Origin of the sequence: Latilactobacillus fragifolii (assembly GCF_905332535.1) — a bacterium.
In the GTDB taxonomy this organism is placed as follows: Bacteria; Bacillota; Bacilli; order Lactobacillales; family Lactobacillaceae; genus Latilactobacillus; species Latilactobacillus fragifolii.
The window spans coordinates 155,647-176,041 of the sequence record NZ_CAJOCF010000001.1 but is presented as its reverse complement, the minus strand read 5'-3'; the positions used below and the strand labels follow the sequence as shown (position 1 = coordinate 176,041).

At 41.0% G+C, this 20,395-nt stretch carries 25 protein-coding genes; 14 read left to right on the top strand and 11 right to left on the bottom strand.

Annotation, left to right across the window (positions count from 1 at the left end; genetic code table 11):
- The first annotated feature begins 98 nt into the window (after window positions 1–98).
- Window positions 99–578, top strand: coding sequence for a nucleoside 2-deoxyribosyltransferase (locus J7Q78_RS00770; RefSeq protein ID WP_154241810.1), 480 nt, complete (start codon window positions 99–101; stop codon window positions 576–578).
- Between the two features lie 44 nt (window positions 579–622).
- Here the strand turns inward: J7Q78_RS00770 and J7Q78_RS00765 are convergent, their stop codons facing one another.
- A complete protein-coding gene (locus J7Q78_RS00765) occupies window positions 623–1,996 on the bottom strand; it encodes a glycoside hydrolase family 1 protein (RefSeq protein WP_208422550.1) in 1,374 nt (457 codons plus the stop codon).
- 383 nt (window positions 1,997–2,379) lie between these two features.
- A complete protein-coding gene (locus J7Q78_RS00760) occupies window positions 2,380–3,099 on the bottom strand; it encodes an MIP/aquaporin family protein (protein WP_208422551.1) in 720 nt (239 codons plus the stop codon).
- A gap of 229 nt (window positions 3,100–3,328) precedes the next feature.
- Here J7Q78_RS00760 and J7Q78_RS00755 point away from each other — a divergent pair, with 229 nt between their 5' ends.
- The 7 genes from J7Q78_RS00755 to J7Q78_RS00725 all read left to right on the top strand — a co-directional run bounded on the left by J7Q78_RS00755 (window position 3,329) and on the right by J7Q78_RS00725 (window position 7,328).
- Window positions 3,329–4,000, top strand: coding sequence for a hypothetical protein (locus J7Q78_RS00755; RefSeq protein ID WP_208422552.1), 672 nt, complete (start codon window positions 3,329–3,331; stop codon window positions 3,998–4,000).
- Between the two features lie 115 nt (window positions 4,001–4,115).
- Window positions 4,116–4,805: a hypothetical protein gene (locus J7Q78_RS00750; RefSeq protein ID WP_208422553.1), complete on the top strand. Its 690-nt coding sequence runs from the start codon at window positions 4,116–4,118 to the stop codon at window positions 4,803–4,805.
- 253 nt (window positions 4,806–5,058) lie between these two features.
- Complete coding sequence (locus J7Q78_RS00745; protein WP_235688022.1) at window positions 5,059–5,496, top strand: universal stress protein; 438 nt, start codon at window positions 5,059–5,061, stop codon at window positions 5,494–5,496.
- A gap of 90 nt (window positions 5,497–5,586) precedes the next feature.
- The gene (locus tag J7Q78_RS00740) at window positions 5,587–5,730 is read left to right on the top strand and encodes a hypothetical protein (protein ID WP_208422554.1); all 144 of its coding nucleotides are present in this window, start codon (window positions 5,587–5,589) and stop codon (window positions 5,728–5,730) included.
- Window positions 5,731–5,903: 173 nt separating this feature from the next.
- Window positions 5,904–6,545 carry a C39 family peptidase gene (locus tag J7Q78_RS00735; RefSeq protein WP_208422555.1) on the top strand — a complete coding sequence of 214 codons (642 nt, stop codon included), beginning with the start codon at window positions 5,904–5,906 and terminating at the stop codon, window positions 6,543–6,545.
- A gap of 56 nt (window positions 6,546–6,601) precedes the next feature.
- Window positions 6,602–6,913, top strand: a complete 312-nt coding sequence (locus J7Q78_RS00730) for a hypothetical protein (RefSeq protein ID WP_208422556.1) — start codon at window positions 6,602–6,604, stop codon at window positions 6,911–6,913.
- Window positions 6,914–7,091: 178 nt separating this feature from the next.
- Window positions 7,092–7,328, top strand: a complete 237-nt coding sequence (locus J7Q78_RS00725) for a hypothetical protein (RefSeq protein WP_208422557.1) — start codon at window positions 7,092–7,094, stop codon at window positions 7,326–7,328.
- Between the two features lie 247 nt (window positions 7,329–7,575).
- Here J7Q78_RS00725 and J7Q78_RS00720 read toward each other — a convergent pair whose 3' ends face one another.
- Window positions 7,576–7,776: a hypothetical protein gene (locus tag J7Q78_RS00720; RefSeq protein ID WP_154241801.1), complete on the bottom strand. Its 201-nt coding sequence runs from the start codon at window positions 7,774–7,776 to the stop codon at window positions 7,576–7,578.
- Between the two features lie 224 nt (window positions 7,777–8,000).
- A complete protein-coding gene (locus J7Q78_RS00715; protein WP_208422558.1) occupies window positions 8,001–9,347 on the bottom strand; it encodes a glucose-6-phosphate isomerase in 1,347 nt (448 codons plus the stop codon).
- Between the two features lie 436 nt (window positions 9,348–9,783).
- Between J7Q78_RS00715 and trpX the strand changes: the two genes are divergently transcribed.
- From trpX to spxB, 4 genes are all read left to right on the top strand, one after another.
- Complete coding sequence (gene trpX, locus J7Q78_RS00710; protein ID WP_208422559.1) at window positions 9,784–10,785, top strand: tryptophan ABC transporter substrate-binding protein; 1,002 nt, start codon at window positions 9,784–9,786, stop codon at window positions 10,783–10,785.
- Window positions 10,782–11,645, top strand: a complete 864-nt coding sequence (locus J7Q78_RS00705) for an ABC transporter permease (RefSeq protein ID WP_154241742.1) — start codon at window positions 10,782–10,784, stop codon at window positions 11,643–11,645. The genes trpX and J7Q78_RS00705 overlap by 4 nt, the downstream gene beginning before the upstream one ends.
- Complete coding sequence (locus J7Q78_RS00700; protein ID WP_235688021.1) at window positions 11,642–12,397, top strand: ABC transporter ATP-binding protein; 756 nt, start codon at window positions 11,642–11,644, stop codon at window positions 12,395–12,397. The genes J7Q78_RS00705 and J7Q78_RS00700 overlap by 4 nt, the downstream gene beginning before the upstream one ends.
- Before the next feature lie 144 nt (window positions 12,398–12,541).
- Window positions 12,542–14,368, top strand: coding sequence for a pyruvate oxidase (gene spxB, locus J7Q78_RS00695; protein WP_154241741.1), 1,827 nt, complete (start codon window positions 12,542–12,544; stop codon window positions 14,366–14,368).
- Between the two features lie 61 nt (window positions 14,369–14,429).
- Here the strand turns inward: spxB and pnuC are convergent, their stop codons facing one another.
- The 4 genes from pnuC to J7Q78_RS00675 form a co-directional block, all read right to left on the bottom strand.
- Window positions 14,430–15,176: a nicotinamide riboside transporter PnuC gene (gene pnuC / locus J7Q78_RS00690; protein ID WP_154241740.1), complete on the bottom strand. Its 747-nt coding sequence runs from the start codon at window positions 15,174–15,176 to the stop codon at window positions 14,430–14,432.
- Window positions 15,177–15,465: 289 nt separating this feature from the next.
- Complete coding sequence (locus tag J7Q78_RS00685) at window positions 15,466–15,786, bottom strand: carboxymuconolactone decarboxylase family protein (RefSeq protein WP_208422560.1); 321 nt, start codon at window positions 15,784–15,786, stop codon at window positions 15,466–15,468.
- A gap of 18 nt (window positions 15,787–15,804) precedes the next feature.
- Window positions 15,805–16,212, bottom strand: coding sequence for a cupin domain-containing protein (locus J7Q78_RS00680; RefSeq protein ID WP_208422561.1), 408 nt, complete (start codon window positions 16,210–16,212; stop codon window positions 15,805–15,807).
- 18 nt (window positions 16,213–16,230) lie between these two features.
- Entirely contained in the window at window positions 16,231–16,650 is a 420-nt protein-coding gene (locus tag J7Q78_RS00675; protein ID WP_154241737.1) for a MerR family transcriptional regulator, read from the bottom strand.
- Window positions 16,651–16,950: 300 nt separating this feature from the next.
- On the opposite strand from J7Q78_RS00675, the gene J7Q78_RS00670 reads away from it, so the two are divergent.
- Entirely contained in the window at window positions 16,951–17,631 is a 681-nt protein-coding gene (locus J7Q78_RS00670; protein ID WP_154241736.1) for a VIT1/CCC1 transporter family protein, read from the top strand.
- 26 nt (window positions 17,632–17,657) lie between these two features.
- Entirely contained in the window at window positions 17,658–18,365 is a 708-nt protein-coding gene (locus tag J7Q78_RS00665; protein WP_154241735.1) for a VIT1/CCC1 transporter family protein, read from the top strand.
- Between the two features lie 116 nt (window positions 18,366–18,481).
- Here J7Q78_RS00665 and J7Q78_RS00660 read toward each other — a convergent pair whose 3' ends face one another.
- Genes J7Q78_RS00660 through J7Q78_RS00650 form a run of 3 tightly spaced genes read right to left on the bottom strand, consistent with a single transcriptional unit; the run spans window position 18,482 to window position 20,384 of the window.
- A complete protein-coding gene (locus J7Q78_RS00660; RefSeq protein ID WP_208422562.1) occupies window positions 18,482–19,087 on the bottom strand; it encodes an SGNH/GDSL hydrolase family protein in 606 nt (201 codons plus the stop codon).
- Window positions 19,088–19,090: 3 nt separating this feature from the next.
- Window positions 19,091–19,885, bottom strand: a complete 795-nt coding sequence (locus J7Q78_RS00655; RefSeq protein ID WP_154241734.1) for a carbohydrate deacetylase — start codon at window positions 19,883–19,885, stop codon at window positions 19,091–19,093.
- A gap of 10 nt (window positions 19,886–19,895) precedes the next feature.
- Entirely contained in the window at window positions 19,896–20,384 is a 489-nt protein-coding gene (locus tag J7Q78_RS00650) for a PTS sugar transporter subunit IIA (protein ID WP_208422563.1), read from the bottom strand.
- Window positions 20,385–20,395 lie beyond the last annotated feature (11 nt).

Here is a 20,395-nt window from a genome sequence, read left to right as displayed (position 1 = left end):
GGTTGAATATATTTTTTCGTACGTATATAATTAAATAAATAGCTTTTTAAGCTTGAATTATTATAAAAACACGAACATTATCGAGAAAGGCGGCTCTCATGCCCTCCAAAAAACAAGTTTACCTTGCTGGTCCATTTTTTAGTCCTGAACAAAACAATCGGTTAGATCAAGTAGCCGATTTACTCACTAAAAATCCAACAATCGATGCTGATGCACTCTTCAAACCAGGGCAACACCCTTATCCTGATGCAGAATTTGGGACTTTCGAATGGCAAGTCGCTACTTTTAACGTCGATACGCGCCAGATTGACCAAGCAGACGTTGTAGTCGCTATTTTAGATTTTAAGTCGGAAGAAGGCGAATTCGAACCTGATTCCGGAACCATGTGGGAATGCGGTTATGCTTTTGCCCACAATAAACCAGTAATCCTGGTTCGTTTCCGTGATAACTTACCGATCAACTTGATGTTGGCTGGTTCGGCAACGGCCATCTTCAATGGAAAAGCGGATGTCGAAAACTTAGCGACGTATGATTTCTTTGAATTGCACAATAAATATGTCCAAACTGATGTCTTTTAACGCAAAAAAAGAACCGACTGGCTAGTCGGTTCTTTTTCTTTGGCCTAAAAGCCGTTATTTGCGCTTAATTCACGGTACCATCGCCCACTTTTCTTCATCGCCCGCTTTGCCCCATGAGCTAAATCAACGCGGTAGAACCCATAACGATTGCGATAACCATTTAACCAAGACCAACAATCGTTGAAAGTCCAAGTATGATAACCGAAACAACTGCTACCGGCTTCAATTGCGCGATGTAGCTGAGTCAGATGGGCTTGCATAAACTCAATCCGGTAATCATCTTGAATTTGACCATCTTCCCCCATAAATCGTTCTTCATCGGCAACCCCCATTCCATTTTCAGAAACGTACCATGGAATGTTTCGATATTCATTTTTCATCATCATTGCCACATCGTACAATGCTTCTGGATAAATTTCCCAGCCACGATATGGATTAATCTTACGTTCTGGCCAAATATAATTAGCGTATAGGTCTCCGGGAGTTTGTGCTGGGAATTGCGGTTTTTCTGGTGCTTGCACCCGCAATGGTTGATAATAATTTACACCGATGAAATCAACACAGTTATCGGCAATTAGTTGCCGATCATCTTTTTTCGTCTTTGGTAACAATTCATGTTGCTTTAATAGGGTAACTAATGCACCTGGAATAACGCCCAAAACGGTTGGATCTAGAAAGCTCTTAGCGAGTAATAAGTCAGCATTTTGTTTAGCCGCTAAATCCTCTGGTGCATCACTCTTAGCATAAGCTGGCGTAATATTTAAAATAATGCCGATTTGACCGTCAGGTTTCACTTTTTTAAATTCAGCAACAGCTGCTGTATGGGCCATCAGGGTATGATAACCAACCTGAACAGCTTTTTTGAAGTCAACAATATCTGGATAATGATAGCCAGTTAAGTAACCACATTCGATGTGCACAATGGGTTCATTAAAAGTCGTCCAACGATCAACCAAGTCACCAAATAATTCGAACGCCGTTTTCGCATAGCATGCAAAGGCCTCGACTGATTCACGTGTCTCCCAACCGCCCTTTTCCATTAGCCACCAAGGCATGTCAAAATGGAATAAATTAATGATAGGTGTAATCCCCGCATCACGTAAGCATTTAAAATAATCGCGGTAAAAATCAACTGCTACTTGATTAACATGTTTGCCATCGGGAATTAATCGCGTCCAAGCAATCGATGTCCGAAATGAATTCAAACCAATCTTTTGCATATTTTCAACATCTTCACGGTATAAACGATAAGTATCACTAGCTGTATCAGGGCCTTGATTGCTATTAAACTTATCAGGCTGCATCTCAAACCATTTATCCCAAGTTGAGGCGGACTTACCATAACTTAGGGAATATCCTTCTGATTGGGGAGCAGAAGTTGCCGCCCCCCACATAAAATGCTCTGGAAATTTAATCATAAACGCTACTCTCCTTAAATGTAATCGCTAACATTTTCATTGTACCATTTCTCGAAAGCGGCCGTACACCTTTCTTAGTCGATTATTAAATATACGATATTTTGAAATATTATACAGTTTAAATAAACTATAGAGAAAGATTAACAATATGTATTATTATAAAATAATTTATTTTTTTGGGTTTTATACGTAAAAAGGTTGTAAACTCCCGTTATTTTATGATATATTCAATAACAGAAATGATTAATACTCCCCCAAGTAAGATCATTTCAATATTCAGAAGATACTCGGTATAGGCCTTTCCCAATTAAGGTTTATGCCGGGTATTTTTGATTTACGGGCAAAAAAAATAGCCCGATTGGACTATTTTTAGAAACAGGCGATTATGCAAAGACCATTTGGAAAATACCTGCACCACAGATGGCACCGATAATTGGTGCAACAACTGGCACCCAAGCATAACCCCATTGTGAGTCACCTTTGTTCTTAAGTGGTGTAAACATATGCACCAAACGTGGGCCTAAATCACGAGCTGGGTTCAAAGCAGGACCAGTTGGCCCACCCAATGAAGCTACTAACGTCATCACTAATAAACCAACAGCGATATGCCCAGTAGCACCAAACTTACCAGCTCCAATTGCTAAAGCCCCGAAAACTAAGATAAACGTTCCTAAAAATTCATTTACAAAACCATTCATCCGACTGTGAGCAGCATCGATTGTTACAAATGAGCCCAAGATCCCTTCTTGGTTTGTTGTGCGGTCATAATATGGTTTGTAAGCAGCAACCAATAATAATTGGCCAACCATTGCCCCCAAGAATTGAACAATAATGTATGGTAAAACATTGTTCCAAGGGAATAAGCCCATCACTGCAAAGCTTAATGTAACAGCTGGATTGAGATGGTTACCAGAAATGTCCCCGAACATAACGGCAGGAATCATAACCCCACAACCATATCCAAAAGCGATTAAAAACCAATCACTACTAAAACCTTTTGTTCCTTTTAATTCAACGTTGGCTACTGCCCCGTTACCAAAAATAATCATAATTGCAGTTCCAATAAATTCGGCAGCCAAACGGGTTGTTAAAGAAGCATCCACTACTATTCCTCCTATAAATAATTTATATTTTTACGTATCTTAATATAATACGGGAAAATCCGAGGAAAAACAATTGACTTTTCTGTTTAAATCCCTTTCATGAGAAGATTCATATTTTTTACAGGTCTTTCTATAATTTTAACTTGCTAATATCTCATAAAATGGGATAATATTCATTGATTAACCTTATTAACCCTGATTATCCGATTACTGTTTTGGAGGTTCCTATATGAACTTAATACTCGCCATCGTTCTTTATGCCGGTCTTGCCGTCTTTGCATTTGGCATTATCCTGCTCTTGTTTTTCTTGATTTTTAAAAAACGGCTTAAAGCCCCTCTAATTATTTGCTTGATTGGTTTGATTATCGCGGCGTCCCCTGTCGGCTATAATTTCTATATGGCCCAGAAAGAACACCGTGAAGCGCTAGCGAAAATTGAAAAGAAGGATAAAAATTTCGATAAAGCTGAACGCCAATTCATCAAACATATAAAAAAAGCGACGGTTGCCACTGAATTTATCGCTCAAAAATATAATAAAGTTTGGGGCGAGTTAACGGAAACTGGGACGGTCAATGTCGCAAATGTTGATTATAACGATCATGATAGTGCTGTTGCAGCTGAAGGGCGGCGCCTACTAGCACAAGGTAAACTGGATAATGCTGATGATTACTACATCAGCGCTCAAGGCGACTATCAAAAAATGAAAGACTATGCAACTGATAACAATCGCCAAGAACTTGTTTATGCCAAAGACGTTTTAGCCAAAACGGGAGCGTTCATCTCTGTTGCCACTCGTCCAAATGGCACTTTCCAAGAGTATACCGATGATGTTTACAAAGCTAACCAACGGCACATCCGTGCAATTCAGAAGTTGAAATTTTCTTATAATAGCATTAAATAGTGGCGATGGTGCTATTGAAAAAATAATGAAATGGGTTACAATGAAGTGGAAGACTGAAAAAGTCTTTTATTTTTCGGTTCATAGTTAACCCTATTATCGATTAGGAGTGTGGGAAATGCGTCACGTTAAATTATTATGCATGCTTTTGGGTCTAACTTTTATTTTAACCGCTTGTGGGAATTCGGTTAAAGCTAAGCTCCACGAAACAAACAGTGGCTTCAATGCGCAAATCACTGGTAAAACTAACCATAAAAAAGTTTATTGGCAAATTGGTGATACCATTCATACCACTAAAACGACCGACGATGCTTTTACATTCGAAGTCCCTTATAAAGCTAAGCAGTACCGGATTACACTGGCTGACAATGAAGAAATGCGTCATCCAACTTACGTTGAAGGGCCTGTCGCAAAAGAAATCGTACAATGGCCAAACTTTATTCAGCTTTATAACCCGATTGCCCAACAAAAAGGCCTTGGGGTTTTTGAAGCAAATCCACTTGATGGCATTCGTACTGATCAAGTAGATAGTAAAAATGTGATTGCCATGAACGTCAGTGATAGTAAAGTATTAGGGATTTCAATTAAAGGCCTCAATGTCCGTAAAAATCTAACGTTTAAAAACTATGTCTTCGCCTTTTCGACAAGTGTCGGCACCAAGCCTGCCAAGATTACCGAATTGGTTAACCGCTCTCTTAAGAAACCTGGTTCGCCAATGCAACTGACTGAGCGCGAGGTCCGCTATACTGTTATGACTACCACTAACAATAAACAACAAGTAACACAACTTTCAATGAATCATTTATAAAAAAGAAAGCCGCCGAATCTACGATTCGACGGCTCTTTTTTATATAGTGGTTAAAAATTTCGGGAGAAATTATTCACATTCTTATTATAGGATGCCATTCAAACAAAGTAAACGATATGGTCGGCACAAATTAGTGGCGCCAAATTGTTATAGCCACTCAACCAGCTATCCCCTGTTAGATTTAATAATGCTTATTGACAGCGTTTCTTCATTAAGAATGCTATATTGAAGGTAAACAAAGGAGGTCTTTTTGATGTTGACTTATCACCATATTCTAGTTGGTTTAGATGGTTCTGATTTAGCAGAACATGCTTTTAGTGAGGCGCTTGAAATTGCCAAACGCAATAATGCTGAATTGGTTGTGGCTCAAATTATTCCAGATACCCTTTATACAAATGCACGCATGACTTATCCTACTGAAACAACAGCATCTGAAAAACACTTCGTCCAATCGTATCTTGATCAAAAAGTGCAATTCGCTAAAGAGCACGGTGTTTATAATGTACGAGCCATCCTCAAAGTGGGCGCACCACGCCGTGAATTAGCTTTTACTATCCCAGAAGAAGCGCATATTGATTTAACAGTCCTTGGCGTCAGTGGCAAGGGCGCATTTGAACGCCTCTTAATTGGTTCAGTTGCGCAATTCATCAGTGTTCATTCTAGCACCAATGTCCTATTAGTTAAGCCTTAATCCAGTTTAAAGATTGGTTAAATTTAGCATTTTATTTTGGCTGTTTATCATTTCTAGTATACAATGAAGGTAGTTTAGGAGTGATCTAAAATGCCATTTGATATCACTAAATTTTCTGATCAAAATATTAAGCGTTGGTTCTTACAGCACCGCCAAGCAATCGTTGAAACACTTTTACACCCAACTACTTGGTGGGCAACATTTAATCATCGATTAATGCGTTTTTTCCAATAAGCACTCAAAGTAGCATCTGAAACTGAAATCCAAGCTACGCTAATTGGCAAAAACAGCCGTGCGTAACTCGAAAAAGAAATGACCATCCCATCGGCCAGCTGTTACTACTATTTAAATGGGATACTATTTTAACAACTGATTGCGTCGACTAAATTTAGAATGAGGATTTTTAAATGCCAAAACACCTTTACAAGTTTGCGGCAGTCGGTTTAATACTGATTGCCGCCCTTTTTTTATGGCTTTCCACCGGACCGACCAAAAGTGCTGCTAGAATTGGGTTCTTTCATAACACACTATTCCCCAAAATTGTTAAGCAAAAAAGCCCTAAAAAAACGCTGCTTGATATCACGCCCATTTCACAATTCCCTGAATTACCAACTGGTTGTGAAATTACGGCTGTCGCCATGCTTTTAGATTACCGCGGCGTTAATATGAGCAAAACAGAAGTGGCCGAGCAGATTCCTTACGTCAGTGATGGCGATATGGAAGTCGGCTTTTGGGGAAATCCATACGATGATAGTGGCTATACCATGTATCCGCCTGCTTGGACTGGATTCTTCTATCAATATCTCGGCAGTTTTACCGATTTGTCGGACGAACCAATTAGTACGCTCAAAATGACCTTAAAGCAAAAAAAGCCAATTGTCGCTTGGATTAACTATCATAACCAACCGGCACATTCCGTCTTATTAATTGGCTATGATCAAAATTCGTTTACATTTAACGATCCTTATACCGGTAAGCGGAAAAAAATTGCATTTGATAAATTCTGGAAAATAGCGGCACCACAGGGGCATCGTGCAATGACTTATTAGATCCCGTTGCACAAGCTCTCTACTTGCTAACTATTAAAATTTAAAGGAGCACAACAATGAACAACGCCGAACTACAGGCCTACCTTGAAGAACATTCCCACATCATCGATACTTTTCGAGACAAAGGTCTAGCCTACCAAAATGAAAAGAATCAAAAACGCCAACCTGCCAAACGTTGGAACGAGAATAAGGTCGATCGGGCCGTTGATAAAACGGTCGCTGAATTTATTGCCAACATTCAAGTTAAACTGGCGTTCAATATTCGCGGTGAGCACGCTAATGCCTATCAAACTTGGTTAACGTTCATTGAACAAAACGAAGTTGTCGAAGCCTTAGCAGCGTCCGTTAACGAAATGACGTTTGAATAACCTTCCAAGACCACCTAGCTAGGTGGTCTTTTTAAGGCTTAAAAAGTAGTTACTTTTAACGAATAATTTCCAGCAAAGTAATTGCACTTGATAATATTAAGGGCGTTACACCGTTGGTTATTCTTGTGATTTTCTTATCAATATTATATGATTTACTTACGAAAGGTGGTTTTAAATTATGGTTAAGTTATTCTTTAACGATGGCTCAAAAATTGCGCTCCAACAAAATGATACATTATCTGCCTTTGATGCTCCAAATGGTTCAAGCCATAAGTTGACCATCAAAGACTGTGCTGCTGCAGATCTCGTCGCAAAAATCTCACACTTTGTTAAGAACACACCGGCTTTTATTCTTGAAAATAGCCCTAGCGAAACTTATCACAGCTCAAATCTCATTGTGATTACTACCCGTTAATTAAAAAGATTGCCGTTGGGCGGTTTTTTTATCTAAACGCAAGTTGCTCTGTGTGCTTAGCGCAGGGTTAAAACGCACGCTAACCCTATTTTCATGCAACTGATCGTCACCTAAAGGTTAATCCTACAGCATAAATTTAAGGCTCATCGTATTTTTTAAGTCCAGCAAATTCTGAAATCATTCTTTTTATGGGCATTAAAGCTAAAAAAAACGCCGCTTACTTGAGCGACGTTTTTTTAGCTTAACTTTATTGATTTAAATAATCGTATAAGCCACGCATGGTTGCATCTGCTAACGTCAATGGTTGTCCATCCAACGTCACTTGCTTAATTACGACATAATCTTCAAAATCAGGCACTTCCAATTGCTGATTAGCGACAAACTCTGCCGCTTTTTGATAAACTTTTTCGGCATTTGTTTGACCGTTAACATATTGAATGACTAACATTGCTATCATCTCCACTTTTACTTTTAACATCTGTGATTGGTTCATCATACTACACTTACTAAAAATAAGCAAATTCACTTTTTAACGATAACCTAAATAAATTTATAAAAAAAGCATTTAACCCACTTCTTTCACGAAATGACTGCCAGAGCATGGCGCATTTCACAAAATCAATAGCTTAAATGCTTTAATTGAAATCAATTATTATCTTTTCAAACATTGAATTATAGGCGTTCGTTTAATTCTTTGCCAAGTTCTTCAAAGCCAGGTTTGCCAAGTAATGCAAACATGTTCTTCTTATAAGCTTCAACACCTGGTTGGTTGAATGGGTTAATGCCATTCAAGTAACCTGAGATTGCGACGGCCATTTCGAAGAAGTAGATCATGTAGCCTAATGTGTAGGCTGTTTGATCTGGGATGTTAACTGACATAACAGGGACGCCACCATCAGTATGTGCTAAGACAACCCCTTGGTATGCTTTCTTGTTAACAAAGTCCATTGTACGGCCTTCTAAGTAACCTAAACCATCCAAGTTCTTTTCGTCCGTTGGAATGTCAATATCACTATTAGGGTTCACAACGTTGACAACTGTTTCCATCAAGTTACGGCGACCTTCTTGGATATATTGACCTAATGAATGCAAGTCAGTTGAGAAGTTAGCACTTGAAGGATAGATTCCTTTTTGGTCTTTACCTTCAGATTCGCCCATCAATTGCTTCCACCATTCTGAGAAGTATTGCAATGTTGGTTCGTAGTTTTCTAATAATTCAGTTGTATAACCTTTACGATATAAGATGTTACGTAAAGCAGCATACTTGTATGCATCGTTTTTCATAACATCTGTATCTGTGTATTCAGTACGGGCATCAGCTGCCCCTTTCATCAATTGGTCGATATCGCCACCAGCGACGGCAATTGGTAATAAACCAACAGCTGTTAGTACTGAAAAACGGCCACCAATGTCATCAGGCACAACGAACTCTTCGTAGCCTTCTGCATCTGCTTCTGTCTTCAAAGCACCTTTAGCACGGTCTGTTGTTGCGTAGATCCGGTGCTTAGCTTCTTCTTTACCATATTTCTTGATCAACTTGTCTTTCAAAACACGGAAAGCAATTGAAGGTTCAGTTGTTGTTCCTGATTTTGAGATAACGTTGATTGAGAAATCGCGATCGCCGATCAAGTTAATTAAGTCGTTTAAATAACTTGAACTGATTGAGTTCCCGGCGAATAATACTTGTGGGAAGTCACGTTGTTCTGCTGGTAACATGTTGTAGAACGTGTTGTTCAAGAAATCAATTGCAGCTTTGGCACCAAGGTATGAACCACCGATACCAATTGCGATGAAGATTTCTGAATCGCTCTTAATTTTCGCAGCAGCTTTCTTAATGCGGGTAAATTCGTCCTTATCGTAGTTCACTGGTAAATCTAAGAAACCACGAAAATCGTTGCCTGCACCAGTGCCTTCACGTAATTGTGCGTCTGCAGCATTTACCATTGCTTGCATTTCTGCAAGTTCGTTTGGTTGAACAAATTTGTCCAACCGGGATGCGTCAAATGAAATATGTGCCATATTAGTCTTATTCCTCCTGTTTTTAAACACAAGTATACGTTTATAACTTTAGCTTTTTTAGCGTTAAAAAGCAAGCCAGATTAACCGCTTTTTCAGCCTAGACCACCTTTATTTTCGAAAGCATTTTACTCAAAGTCCTTGACTTGTTTCATCCATCCCGCTATACTTCGTATCATCAAATAAAACGGAGGTTACTGAAAATGACTAATCCACACTTAGAACAATTGAATATTCGTTGGCGAAGCCGCTAAGTGAGATTGTATGCCGTTATGGATGCAATCTTTTGATTGTATCCATGCGGCCATTTATCAGTAATCGATTGCTTTTAAGCCTACATGGATTTTACTCGAGGAAATCCATGTAGGCTTTTTCTGTCCCCTACATGACAGTCATGTAGGGGCCTTTTTGTTTGATAAAAATTAAAGGAGCTTTCGCCATGTCTAAATTCAAACGTTTTTTACCCCTCATTTTGATTTTTGGAAGTTTACTCACCGGACTTGGTATCAAAAAAATCAAAGCAGCCAATCAGCCTAAATTACCGATTGTCGGGATTTTACAGCCTTTATCCCACCCCGCCCTCGATGAAATTCACCGCGGGATTGTCGCTGGTCTAGCAAGCAAAGGCTATCATAACAACCGTAACATCAAAATTGATTTTCAAAATGCACAAAACGATCAAAGCAATTTACGTTTGATGAGCAATCAATTTGTCACTGAAAAAGCCAAAGTAACAATCGGTATTGCCACGCCTGCCGCACAGAGCCTCGCCAATGCCACTAAACAATTACCAATCATTTTAGGTGCTGTAACGGATCCCGCGAGCGCTAATCTCGTTAAAAACAATGTCCATCCTGGCGCCAACATCACCGGGGTCTCCGATCAAGCACCGATTCAAAAACAATTAGCATTAATGCAAACCATCATGCCCCAACTGAAAACCGTCGGCATTCTCTATTCAAGTAGTGATAACTCTGCCACCAGTCAAATGCACTTATTCAAACAACTTGCTGAACAAAAAGGGCTGACGGTAATTGAAGCCAGTCTTAGTTCAGTCAACGATCTGGAACAAGTCAGCCAGAATTTAGCCCCAAAAGTCGATGCAATTTACGTCCCCACCGATAATACGATTGCTAGTGCAATGGGCACCCTCGTCCATGTGACCGACAAAACCAAAACGCCAGTCTTTCCATCCGCTGAAACAATGGTTAAAGATGGCGGGCTGGCAACGGTCGGTCTGAGCCAATACGACTTAGGCGTTGAAACCGGTCAGATGGCCGCTGCTGTTTTAAGTGGCCATTCAACCCCTGCAACCACCCCTATTCGCTATTTGCGCAAAGGACACTTAGTCTTAAACCTCAAAAAAGCCAAAGCCCTCCACATTACAATGCCCAAAAGTTTAATGCAAACCGCTAAACAAAAAGGAGCTGTCCTCAAATGAACCTCATTATTTCAACCATTGACCAAGGATTACTATGGAGCCTACTAAGCTTAGGGGTTTTCATCACTTTCCGCATCCTAAAATTCCCTGACATGACTGTCGAAGGAAGCTTTCCATTAGGGGCCGCTCTCAGCGCTTTAATGTTGCAACAACACAGCATTGGCTATTCTCTGTTAGTCGCATTCATCGGTGGCTGTTTAGCTGGACTCATTACTGGTATCTTAGCCAATTACTGCCACGTCCAAAGTTTATTGGCAGGCATTTTAACGCTGACCGGTTTGTACTCCATCAACTTGCGAATTCTAGGCCAAGCCAATATGGCCATTGGTGATCAGCATAATCTCTATCAACTGCCACTGTTGCCCCTATTAACACTCGACCAACGGCTTTTGGTCATTAACTTAGCCATTATCCTCGTTGCCCTGTTATTACTAGCCGGATTACTCTACACCGAATTCGGGCAATCTTTAATTGCAGCCGGTGACAATCCTACGATGGCACTTGCCCAAGGAATTGCCGTGAAACGGACACAAACGATTGGGATTATCTTATCAAACGGCTTGATTGCCCTTGCAGGTGGGCTCGTTGCACAATATAACGGCTTTGCTGATGTCAACATGGGCATCGGTGTGATGGTCATTGGGTTATCCGCGATCATCATTGGTGAACGGCTTCTTATCGGTAAGCATTTCGTCGCAAAATTAATCAGCATTATCCTCGGAAGCGTCGTCTATCGCCTCATCTTACTGCTCGTCTTACAACTCGGCTTTAACGCCAACGATTTCAAACTCTTCTCGGCCATCATTTTGGCCATCTTCATCGTTACACCGCAACAAAAGAAAGGACTGACTACCAAATGACCCCGCGTATGACTTTAAACCACCTCAATTTTGAAATTATTGATAATAATGAACCCAAACCACTCTTAAATGATTTAAATCTCACGATTAATCCTGGTGAATTTGTCGTCCTCCTTGGCGCAAACGGTGCGGGTAAATCGACTTTTTTTAATACCATCGCGGGTGATTTAACCCCTACAAGTGGACAACTACTATTCAACGACCACGATATTACGAAGCAATCCACCCAACAACGCACACGGCTCATTAGTCGTGTCTATCAAGATCCTAAGTTGGGCACCGCAGCTGATATGACCGTTGCCGAAAATATTTTGTTGGCGATGCGCCGTGGTCAACGCCGCCGCTTATTTCCCCGGCGTCTCAAGCAGCAACTCCCACAAATCAAAGCACTCGCCAAAACACTCCCAAATCACTTGGATCAACAACTCAATCGCCCGGTCAGTACCTTATCGGGTGGTCAACGACAGACATTGAACTTCTTAATGGCCACAGTTCAAAAACCTGAATTACTACTATTAGATGAACATACGTCAGCCTTAGATGCGATTTCCAGTCAAGCACTAATGACCTTTACTAACCAAACCATCCGTGACCATCATCTAACCTGCTTAATGATTACCCACGATTTAAAGGATGCATTGCACTATGGAGACCGCCTTTTAGTTTTAAAAGCTGGTAGCTTGATTGCGGATTTGGACACTAATGCAAAACAAGCATTAAGCCTTGATACTTTACTGGCCTATTTAAACTAATCAAGCGCACCAATTTAATAGTTGTTAATTCATTAAGGGTGTGATTGGCTTACGGTTAACCCTTGTAATCGTTTTCTGAGTGTGCTAAATTAGTCTTATAAGGTTGTGTGCAACCTAATTATTGATTTAAGGGAGATCTGTATAATGACAGTTACTACTCAAAAAACTATTCCAGCTAGTGTTGCTATGCTTAGAGTAATCGAATCTTGGGGCGTTGATCATATCTTTGGTTACCCTGGTGGTTCATTTAACTCAACAATGAATGCTCTTAATATTGAAAAGGATCGCTTAAAATATATTCAAATCCGTCACGAACAAGTTGGGGCCCTTGCCGCAGCTGCTGATGCTAAATTAACTGGTAAAATCGGGGTTGCTTTTGGCTCAGCTGGCCCTGGTGCAACTAACCTGTTAACCGGTTTATATGATGCTAAAGAAGACCACGCCCCAGTTTTAGCCTTGATTGGTCAAGTGCCAAGCAAGAACATGAATTACAACTACTTCCAAGAATTCGCTGAAAATCCAATGTTCGCCGACGTTGCTGTCTATAACCGCCTCGTCATGACACCAGAAAGCTTGCCATATGTTGTTGATAAAGCAATTCGTGAAGCTTACAAACACAACGGTGTAGCGGTTGTTGTTATCCCTAATGACTTCGGCTACGTTGAAATTCCGGATACACCATACAGTTCAAGCTCACCTTCAGATCGGAAACAAGTGGCTGGTCCCGTTGCAACTGATGAAGAAGTCGACAAGTTTTTGGCAATGGTCAAAGATGCTAAACGGCCTGTTATCCACGTTGGTCGTGGTATTAAAGATGGTGGCGATAAGCTCGTTGAATTATCAAAGAAACTACAAATTCCAATCGTTATGACTGGGCTTGCAAAAGGGCTAGTACCTGATAGTTATGAAGGTAACTTAGGGATGGCTAACCGGGCAGCTTCGAAAGCGGCTGATGAAATCATGGCGGTTAGTGATCTTGTGATCGCAATCGGTGCTGACTTCCCATTTGCTAACCTAATTTATCGGACACACGACTTCAAGTTTATCCAAATCGATAACGATGAGGCGCAATTTGGTCGTCACCATTTCTTAGACTTCGGAATCTGGTCGGATGCAACGGCATTTGTTGAAAAAGTTATCGCCAGAAGTGAAGCGGTGGCCCCAACACCATTCTTCAAAGCTGCTGTCGCTGACATGGCGAACTGGCAAGCATACCTTGATATTTTAACTAATCGCGACTCTGATCCGCTTGAATTCGAACCAATTTACAAGGAAATCAACCGGATTGCTGAAGAAGATGCTGTCTTTTCAATTGATGTTGGTGATAACATCATCAACAGTTTCCGTCACTTGAACTTAACCCCTAAGAATAAATGGGTCATTTCTGCCCTCTTTGCTTCAATGGGTTCCGGCGTTCCTGGTGCTCTGGCTGGTCAATTAAGTTATCCCGATCGGCAAGTCTTCAATATCTCTGGTGACGGGGCCTTTTCAATGGTGATGCAAGATTTAATCACTGAAAAGAAATATCAATTACCAATTATCAACATCATCACCTCAAATGCTGCATTAAACTTTATCAAGAGTGAACAAGATGATATCCCAATGGATTACTCAGGTATCTTCATCGAAGATCAAGACTTTGCGCTGATTGCCCAAGCGATGGGGGTTGAATCAATCACCGTTCGTTCTTCTAAAGAATTACCAGCCGCCTTTGATAAAGCCCTTGAAGTGACACAAGCCGGCCGACCATTCTTAATTGATGCTAAGATTACTGATAAACGCAGTATCCCAGTTGAAGAATTGGAATTAACCATCAAGGATGGTAAATTAACAGAATCAATTAGTGCTAGCTATAACGCTTCTCGTCCTGCTGGTAAAGAATATCGGGTTGCTGACTTCTTCGCAGAATACGATGGTCAATCACTTAAAACATTACCCGAATTATTTGAAGAATACGGTGTTGAACTATAAGCTAACCCATTCATAATAAAACAGCGTCCCAACACATCATGTGTTGGAACGCTGTTTTTTTTTAATCTTTTTTAGAATGGAACCAAACCACGTTCTTATCAAAAAAGGATACTAAATCATTTGATATATATAAAATGTAGGTAAAGAATAAGACCCAGTTCGAACCACCTTGCATGGCTGTAATCCCCCACAATGTAATCGATAGAATACCTTGTAAGAACCAGAAGTAGTAGCTTTCTTTAAACCGTAATGTGGTTAAAAGGGCCCCGGTAAACCCAACTGAAGCAGCAATACTATCAATGAGTGGTCGTGGACTATCCGTCATATGACTTTCCCAAAGGTACAATAACCCTACTGATAGGACAAAAAACAATATCGTAAGCGCCCAGTTACGGCGTCCTTTACCACGACTTGCTAAGCCGCGAACTTTTTTATCGACGTTTTGTGCCCAATCCGGCATTAATAAGACTGGGATGTCTAACATAATAATGTAGATGGTTTGTAATAACATGTCATTATAATTTTTAGCATTATAAGCCACAATAATGTAGATTAATGCAGAGATGATACCAAAGACACCGTTTAAAGGTTTCGTATTCGTGATACTAATGGTACAAGTGAAGCCTAACATCCCAGCAAGCATCGTTAAAATCGAAAGACCGGTTATTGGCCCACCTGAAATAGTCGCAGCCAAGATGAAACCTAACCCAAACATCAACAAAGCATAACTTGAGGTTGTCCACCCTTTCATTTGTTGGATATACCACTTAGGATTAAACACACTGGAAATTGCCCGATTGTCTTGCATTGAATTGAAACCCTCTTTATATGAATTTAGTTATTCCATCAATATGTCATCAGTATGTTCTATATATTGATGCATTTTCTAATAAAACAACACTATATATAGTACATTATCCGAATTTCAATTTAAACTCTTGTATTTAATTAAATTTGTGGTAGGTAATTCCAGTGAAATCAAAAAAGGCCCCTCGCTTGCGCTTGCAAACGCTGACCTAGACCACCTTATAAAATTGGCCACCGATATCATCGCCAAAAAAGGGCCAGTTAATTAAATTAACTGGCCCAAATAAGTATTAATCACGATAAACGGCTTTAGCGTCATTCATCGCTGACCATGCCTTAGGCCAGCCGACGTAAAACGCTAAATGGGTAATGACTTCGCTAATTTCAGCTTCGGTAATGCCGTTTTCCCGACCGATCTTTAGGTGTGCTGGTAATTGCTCGAAATTGCCACCTGAAATCAGGGCGCTGATTGTGATCAAACTCCGTTGATGAGCTGGTAGTTCTGACTCGCGCGACCAAACTTGCCCGAATAAGACATCATCATTTAACTCAGCGAATTTAGGCGCAAAATCACCTAATAAATCACGACCTGCTGTTTGTTTCTTTGCCATTTTAAAATCCTCCCTTAATTAAAGTGCATCATAAATCGTATCTGAAACGGCTTCTAACCATTCTGGTGTCCCGGCCGTAATTGCCACGTGGCTAAACCAACTGTCCTTTGTGGCCCCATGCCAATGTTTAATACCGTCTTTAGTTACAACCACATCCCCTGGTACTAAATGTTGTGCTGGCTTGCCTTCTTCTTGATACCAACCTTCACCACCAGTCACTAACAGAATTTGAAAGCCATCATGATGGATGTGCCAATTATTCCGACAGCCAGGTTCAAACGTCACGTTGCCAACATTGACATTAATATCTGGTTCATTCACTAACATTGATAAATAACTTTGCCCGACAAAGACATCTTGATAAGCATCATTGGGTTTGCCAACTGTAAATAATTGTTTTTCTTTTAATTGTTCATTCTTAACCATTTTAATAACCTCACTTTTTTATGATTCAAATCGTTCTAAATACATTTCAAAACTCTCAGATGAATCGATTGTCTGATTTAACTTACCATCATACCAATCGATTTTGTGTGTCAGAACTTGGAGATTTGCTTGCAACTCAGCCAATTCTGCCTCAGCTTGAGCCTTGGTTTTTTCTAATAAGGCTTTCCGCGCTTCGATCGTCGCGTCTCCTTGGGCCCGTAATTGAACATAGCGCTTTAATTCCGTAATCCGCATCCCAGTTCCTTTAAGATGAAGAATAAATCCGACCCACTTAACGTCTTCTATTGTATAAAAACGAACGCCAGCTGCATCACGTTGCGGCATAATCAATCCTTGATCTTCATAATAACGTAACGTGTAAGTCGACAAGCCAACTAATTTAGCAAACTCGCCAATCTTATACTGCTCTTGTGCCATCGACATCCCTCCTTCTCCATTATCTTATACCCTAGAGTATACTATAAGGCAAGCTTTTTTAATAAACGGCTTAATCGTTAATCAAAACCTCACTGGACAAATTATCCGGTTGCCCCAATACTAAAATCATGCCGTTCTTAATGTCTCTAGCATACCCCTTAAAGTATACTCGAAGGCAAGCTTTTTTCATTTCTTTTTGGCTCAAGCTATTACTTGACTTTCAAATTAAATTGACTAAAATGAAAGTTGTTATTAATTATAATCATTCTAAAGTAATAAAAAGTATTGGAGGCTTCCCCTTTGAAAAAAAAATTATCCCTCGCCCAAAAAATTAACGTGATGCGGGCTAGCGTCATGGGTGCCAACGATGGTATTTTATCCGTCGCCGGAATCGTTATCGGTGTTGCCGGTGCTACAAGTAATAGTTTCGCCATCTTTATTTCGGGAATTGCCGGAATGATTGCTGGAACGATCTCAATGGCAATGGGCGAATACGTCTCTGTCAGCACGCAAAAAGATGCCCAAGAAATGGCAATCGTTAATACAAAATTGAACTTAAACAGCAATTATGAGTCACAGATGGCTTTTGTCCGGCAAAAATACGTCAATACTGGGATTGATCCTGAACTTGCCACTCGAGCTACACACGAAATGATGACCGCCGATCCGTTGACAACGGTCGTGCGTGAGAAATACGGGTTTGTCCCGACCGCTTTTACAAGTCCCTACGCAGCCGCAATTGCGTCATTCATCTCCTTTCCAATCGGTTCTATTTTGCCATTGGCAGCAATCACTTTGTTACCCCAATCTATTCGGGTTCAAGCCACGATTATTGCCGTGATGATTGCCCTTGCGTTAACCGGCTACAGTGCCGCCGCCCTTGGCAAAGCTAATCGTTCAAAAGCAATGCTGCGCAACGTGATTTCTGGCTTATTAACCATGGTCGTCACTTACGCCATTGGTACATTATTCAAACAATAATCACTTAGATTAGAAAGGAACTTTTCATGGCTACTCTTAAAACCCCACTTAAAACAACTGAAAAACCGCATCAAACGATGGAAGAAAAGATGAATACCCTTCGAGCCGGCGTTTTAGGTTCTAATGACGGGATTCTAACCGTTGTCGGTGTGCTCTTTAGTGTTGCCGCCGCAACAACTAATAATTTCACCATTTTTATCGCTGGACTTGCTGATTTACTAGCCTGCGCTTTTTCAATGGCAGCGGGTGAATACGCCTCAGTGAGCTCGCAGAGTGACACCGAAAAGGCCGCCGTTGCCATTGAGCAGGAACGCTTAAAAACAGCTAAAGACGATCAAATTAAAGAAGTCCAAGCTTTTTACGAAGCTAAGGGGGTCACGTCTGAAACAGCACTCGCAATCGCTAAAGACTTGATGCACAAAAAACCCTTAGCAACAATTGTTAATGTGAAATACGACCTAGAGCTTGGCCATTATATGAATCCATGGGCCGCAGCATTTGCATCCCTCTTTTCAGCCGCTTTTGGCGGTGTCTTTCCCCTCGTGACAATGATTCTGCTCCCGGAAGCCTACAAGATGACCGGCACCATCATTGCGGTAACAATCGCTGTTTCCATTACTGCGTTTATTAGCGCTAAACTGGGTGACGGTAAAGCCAAAGTCGCCATTATTCGTAACATCCTAATTGGTTTAATTACAATGGCTATTCACTACGGGATTGGTCAACTATTTTAGCAAAAATGCAGCATCAAGCGCGATTAACCGGTAACAGATAGTTGATCGCGCATGCTGATCCAAATCACAAAAAAGCGCTGAAATCGAAGTTAATTCGGTCTCAGCGCCTTTTTTAATTATCTAATCTTAGTCCGTAGCAATTGAGCAATTTTTTTATGGCCGGCATCATTGGGGTGTAAGCTATCTAGACTTAACGCAACCGCTTGTTGGGTATCAGCAAATGACAATGTTGATTCGTGAAACAAACTGATATGCTGGACACCAAATAAGGCCGTCACTTGCGCAATAGCCGCTTCATAATCCTGTTGCTGATAACCTTCTTGATTGACAGCGGGGAAAAAGGCTGTCCCAATCGCAACATGCGATATAAAATAGACCATCGTTTGTGGATAACGTTGCGTAATCGAGCCAAGTAACTGTTGTAGCGCACCATAGAAGGTGGTGGTGGTCTGATCGGTCAGCTGACCGAGCGGCACATTACGCCCAAAATCGTTTACGCCAGCGTAAATCAATAACAAGTCAGTAGTCGCTGGAATTGCTTGCCACCGTTCAACCATCGGCTCATACGGTTGCGCAATCGTCGATCCTGAAATCCCTAGGTTGGTGATTGTTGGAATTGCCAGCCACTCTGCTAGCCATTGATAGTACCATTTGTGTGCGTAATGATTACGCTGATCCGTAATGCTATCACCAAGAACCGTTAAATGTTGATATTGTGTCATTTGCTACTTCGCTCCTAATTTCGTGTAATTCGTCAGGTGCCAGTTATATTGCTGCCAATAGTGAGTTTGCTTTAATCTTTTAAGGGTATTGAATTCCAACAAGCGATTTGTGGTCAAATGACTCTTCTTGCGCAATTCTGCCGATAAATAACCGATATGGCTCAAGATGACAGGTGTGCCTAGCACGTTTTCTGGCGTCAATTGGCGCTCAATTTCTTGTGGCGTTAAATAGGGTGTGTGTTGTGCCGTCACCAACGTTCCCGTCGTTAAAACCGCATAATTCATCATTAAAGTCCGGTATTTTACTTGTTCTGTTGGCATTAGATGGGCCGTTTCATTGCGAACCGGCACTTGATATTTTTGTGCTAGCTCTAAAAAAATCATATAGATTTCAGGCGTTAACGTCGCCACAAAATGGTGTGATGTCAAATGCGTCAGTTGTAAGCCACTTGCTAAAAAGCGGTCAATCTGCGCTTGAAACTCACGTTTAACATCAGCAATCACCAGTTGTTCTGGATGAGTTTGTAAGGTTTGATAAGTATGACAAACCCCAGCTTGGGTTACCAAGCTGGGGATCATTGCCGGTACACTAATTGGACGGTCTTTATCAAGGACTAGGTGCAAACCCATTGCCGTAATACCGGTTTGCCGTGCGCAGGCCACACTTCTCTCAAAATGAGGCGATGTGACTTGCGCATTAGTGGCCGAAATCACGCCAGTTTTTAAACCGGTGATGATTGCCCGTGAAATCGGGACGGTCATGCCGAAATCATCAGATTCAATAATAATTGGTTGCATATTAAATCACCTATTCTGGCGCTAAGTCAAACTGCCCAATAACGGTATCCGTCGTGACCGTTGTCGGTAGTGGCTCTGCTGATGTAAAAATGGCGTTGCTGCTGACAACCATGATGGTCGTCGCTTTTTGGGCGTCTGCTAGTTGTTGCCAGTCGATAGCAACCAACGCTTCACCAGCTTTAACCCGGGTACCAACTGCGACTTGCATCGCAAAGGGACCTCCCTTTAATTCAACCGTATCGATTCCCATATGAAGCAAAATTTCAACATTTTGCTTCGTTGTCATCATGATGGCATGTTTGGTGGGAAAAATCGAACTAATAACACCATCAACTGGTGCAACAATTGTTGTTTGTCGTTCATCCGGGGTGATAGCAAAGCCATCACCCACTGCCTTACTTGCAAATACGTCATCAGTGACTTGTTCAATAGGTAAGTAGCTGCCGGCAACAGGGGCCGTTACTTGACCAACTGGTCCTTTTTTTAAAAAATTAAACATCGCGCTTCCTC